This window comes from Roseitalea sp., assembly GCF_984466335.1.
This window is the reverse complement of the sequence record NZ_CFIFWG010000234.1, coordinates 1-2,892: the sequence shown is the minus strand read 5'-3', so window position 1 is coordinate 2,892 and position 2,892 is coordinate 1. Positions and strand designations below refer to the sequence as shown.

4 protein-coding genes are annotated in these 2,892 nt (G+C 66.6%); 2 read left to right on the top strand and 2 right to left on the bottom strand.

Annotated features, from left to right (window positions below; translation table 11 throughout):
- The coding region (locus AC5E6L_RS14915) for a tetratricopeptide repeat protein (protein WP_491774352.1) at positions 1-648 on the bottom strand (648 nt) is incomplete at its 3' end.
- Between the two features lie 168 nt (positions 649-816).
- Complete coding sequence (gene rpsU, locus AC5E6L_RS14910) at positions 817-1,107, bottom strand: 30S ribosomal protein S21 (protein ID WP_491774350.1); 291 nt, start codon at positions 1,105-1,107, stop codon at positions 817-819.
- A gap of 234 nt (positions 1,108-1,341) precedes the next feature.
- Here rpsU and AC5E6L_RS14905 point away from each other — a divergent pair, with 234 nt between their 5' ends.
- Together AC5E6L_RS14905 and AC5E6L_RS14900 are read left to right on the top strand one after the other, a co-directional pair.
- Positions 1,342-2,595, top strand: coding sequence for a sarcosine oxidase subunit beta family protein (locus tag AC5E6L_RS14905; RefSeq protein ID WP_491228413.1), 1,254 nt, complete (start codon positions 1,342-1,344; stop codon positions 2,593-2,595).
- A gap of 15 nt (positions 2,596-2,610) precedes the next feature.
- Positions 2,611-2,892, top strand: a 282-nt coding sequence (locus tag AC5E6L_RS14900) for a sarcosine oxidase subunit delta (RefSeq protein ID WP_491774348.1), incomplete at its 3' end; no start/stop codon positions are given.

Sequence of the window (2,892 nt, the reverse complement as noted above, 5' to 3'; positions counted from 1 at the left end):
CGCCAGATAGGAGATGGCGCGGGCATTGTAGGGCTCTGGCGCGTCCGGCTGAAGCGAGATGGCGGTCGAGAAATCGTCGATCGCGAACTGGTGCTGGTCGCGCGTCTGGTAGATCAGGCCGCGGCGGTGATAGGCGCGCGGGTCTGTCGTGTCGAGCCGTATGGCGCGCTGGAAGTCGCCGAAGGCCTCGGTCGTGCGGCCGGCCCGGCGGTAGAGCTCGCCGCGGCCGATATAGGCCTTGTCGTAGCGGGGGTTGATGCGCAGGGCGGCCGAATAGTCGGCCGCCGCGCTCGCCTGATCGCCCAGCAGGCGATGGATCAGCGCGCGGTTGGCGTAGGCTTCGTAAAAGCGCCGATCGAGCGCGATCGCCCGGTTGAAATCATCAAGCGCCTCGCGGTAGAGCCCGCCGCGCCCGAACGCCGAGCCGCGCACATTGTAGGCGCGCGCATCGCCCGGACTGGCGCGGATCACTTCGGTCAGCGAGGCGATGTTCTCGGCGCTGCCCTGCTCGCGCTCGATGGTCGCCACCTCGCCCTGAAGGGTCGCGGTCTGGCATCCGCCGAGCGCCAGGCCGGCAAGGCAGGCGAGCGCGAGCGGCGTCAGGCGCGCCCCGCGCGCGGGCACGGCGTTCGGGGCCTTTTCTTCCATGGCGGCGCGAGATGTGTCCATTTCATCGGTCCCTCTCTCACCTTGCGCCCTGTGCGCACAAAAATGGCGTGGCCGTTTCAAGGTCACGCCATGGTTGCCGTTCGATCTGGACGAATTCGGGGCGGATCGACCCCTTGTGCCGTCACCTCTTGTGCCGCCAATGTCCCGTCAGCGGCCCTTCTTGCTCAAAAGGCCCTCGCGCTGGGCGCGCTTGCGCGCCAGCTTGCGGGTGCGGCGGACGGCCTCGGCCTTTTCGCGGGCGCGCTTTTCGGACGGCTTTTCGTAGTGGCCGCGCAGCTTCATCTCGCGGAAGACACCTTCGCGCTGCATCTTCTTCTTGAGCACGCGCAGGGCCTGGTCGACATTGTTGTCACGGACAAGTACTTGCAATTTGATCCCGTTCCTTCGAGCTTCGATAAACAGCGGGCCGGCGCAGCCTTGGAAAACGCGGCTGAACAGGGAACGCAGAAAACGGCTCGCAAAGCCGCCGGCCAGACGATTGGATGCGCAAATAGCAGCTTCAGGCCGGCAAGTCCAGCCTGACATGCGCAGATGACAGGGGCTGTCGCCGTCATCGGGCGTGGGCGGAGCGGGCTGGTCGGGCGCCGTGCGCCGCCTGCTGTCGCAAAACGGCTGGAATCGGCCCGACCGCTGTGCTTGGTTGCGGCGTCAGTTCGAAACGATGGTGGAGCCATGCGCCGATTTTCCGCCCTTGCCGTCGCCCGCGAGGCGATGCGGGGCCACAAGGGCTGGGGCCGGCAATGGGACAGTCCGGAGCCGCGCCCCTCCTATGACGTGATCATCGTCGGCGCGGGCGGGCACGGGCTGGCGACGGCCTATTATCTGGCCAGGGAGCACGGCATCACCAATGTGGCCGTCCTCGAAAAGGGCTGGCTTGGCGGCGGCAACACCGGACGCAACACCACCATCATCCGCTCCAACTATCTCTACGACGAATCGGCCGGGCTCTACGATCATGCGGTCAGGCTGTGGGAGGGGCTGAGCCAGGATCTGAACTACAATGTCATGTATTCGCCGCGCGGCGTGATGATGCTGGCGCACAATGTGCATGACGAGCAGGTCTTCAAGCGGCATATCCACGCCAACCGGCTCAACGGCGTCGACAATGAATGGCTGACGCCCGAACAGGCCGGGGCCTATTGCCCGCCGCTGAACATCTCAAGGGCCGCGCGCTATCGGGTGACGGGCGCGGCGTTGCAGCGGCGCGGCGGCACGGCGCGGCACGACGCGGTCGCCTGGGGCTATGCGCGGGCCGCCTCGGCGCGCGGCGTCCATGTCATCGAGAACTGCGCGGTGACCGGCATCCGCCGGGCAGGCAACGGCCAGGTGACGGGCGTGGAGACCGCGCGCGGCTTCATCGGCGCCAGGAAGGTCGGCGTGGTCGCGGCCGGCCATACCTCCGTTCTGATGGAGATGGCCGGCGTGCGCATGCCGCTCGAAAGCTTTCCGTTGCAGGCGCTGGTCTCCGAGCCCGTCAAGCCGTGCTTTCCGTGCGTGGTCATGTCGAACACGGTCCACGCCTATATCTCCCAGTCCGACAAGGGCGAACTTGTGATCGGCGCGGGCACCGACCAGTACACCTCCTATTCGCAGACCGGCGGCTTGCACATCCTGCAACACACGCTCGAAGCGATCTGCGAGATGTTCCCTGTGTTCACGCGCATGAAGATGCTGCGATCGTGGGGTGGGATCGTCGACGTGACGCCCGACCGCTCGCCGATCATCGCCAGGACGCCGGTGCCGGGCCTTTACGTCAATTGCGGCTGGGGCACGGGCGGGTTCAAGGCGACGCCCGGCTCGGGCCATGTGTTCGCGCACACGATCGCCAACGACGATCCGCACCCGATCAACGCGGGCTACACGCTTGAACGCTTCACCACCGGCCGGCTGATCGATGAGGCCGCCGCGGCCGCGGTGGCGCACTGATACGGGACCTGCGCGATGCTGCTGATCCATTGCCCCTATTGCGAGGAAGACCGGCCGGAGATCGAGTTCCGCCATGCGGGCGAGGCGCATATCGCGCGGCCGGCGGACATCGCGTCGCTGACCGACGATGAATTCGCGCGTTTTTTCTTCTACCGCGACAATCCCAAGGGCGTCACGTTCGAGCGCTGGCGGCACGTGCATGGCTGTGCGCGGTTCTTCAACGCCGCGCGCGACACGGTGACCGACAGGTTTCTGGTCACCTACAAGGCCGGCGCGCCGAAACCGGATCTGGTCGAG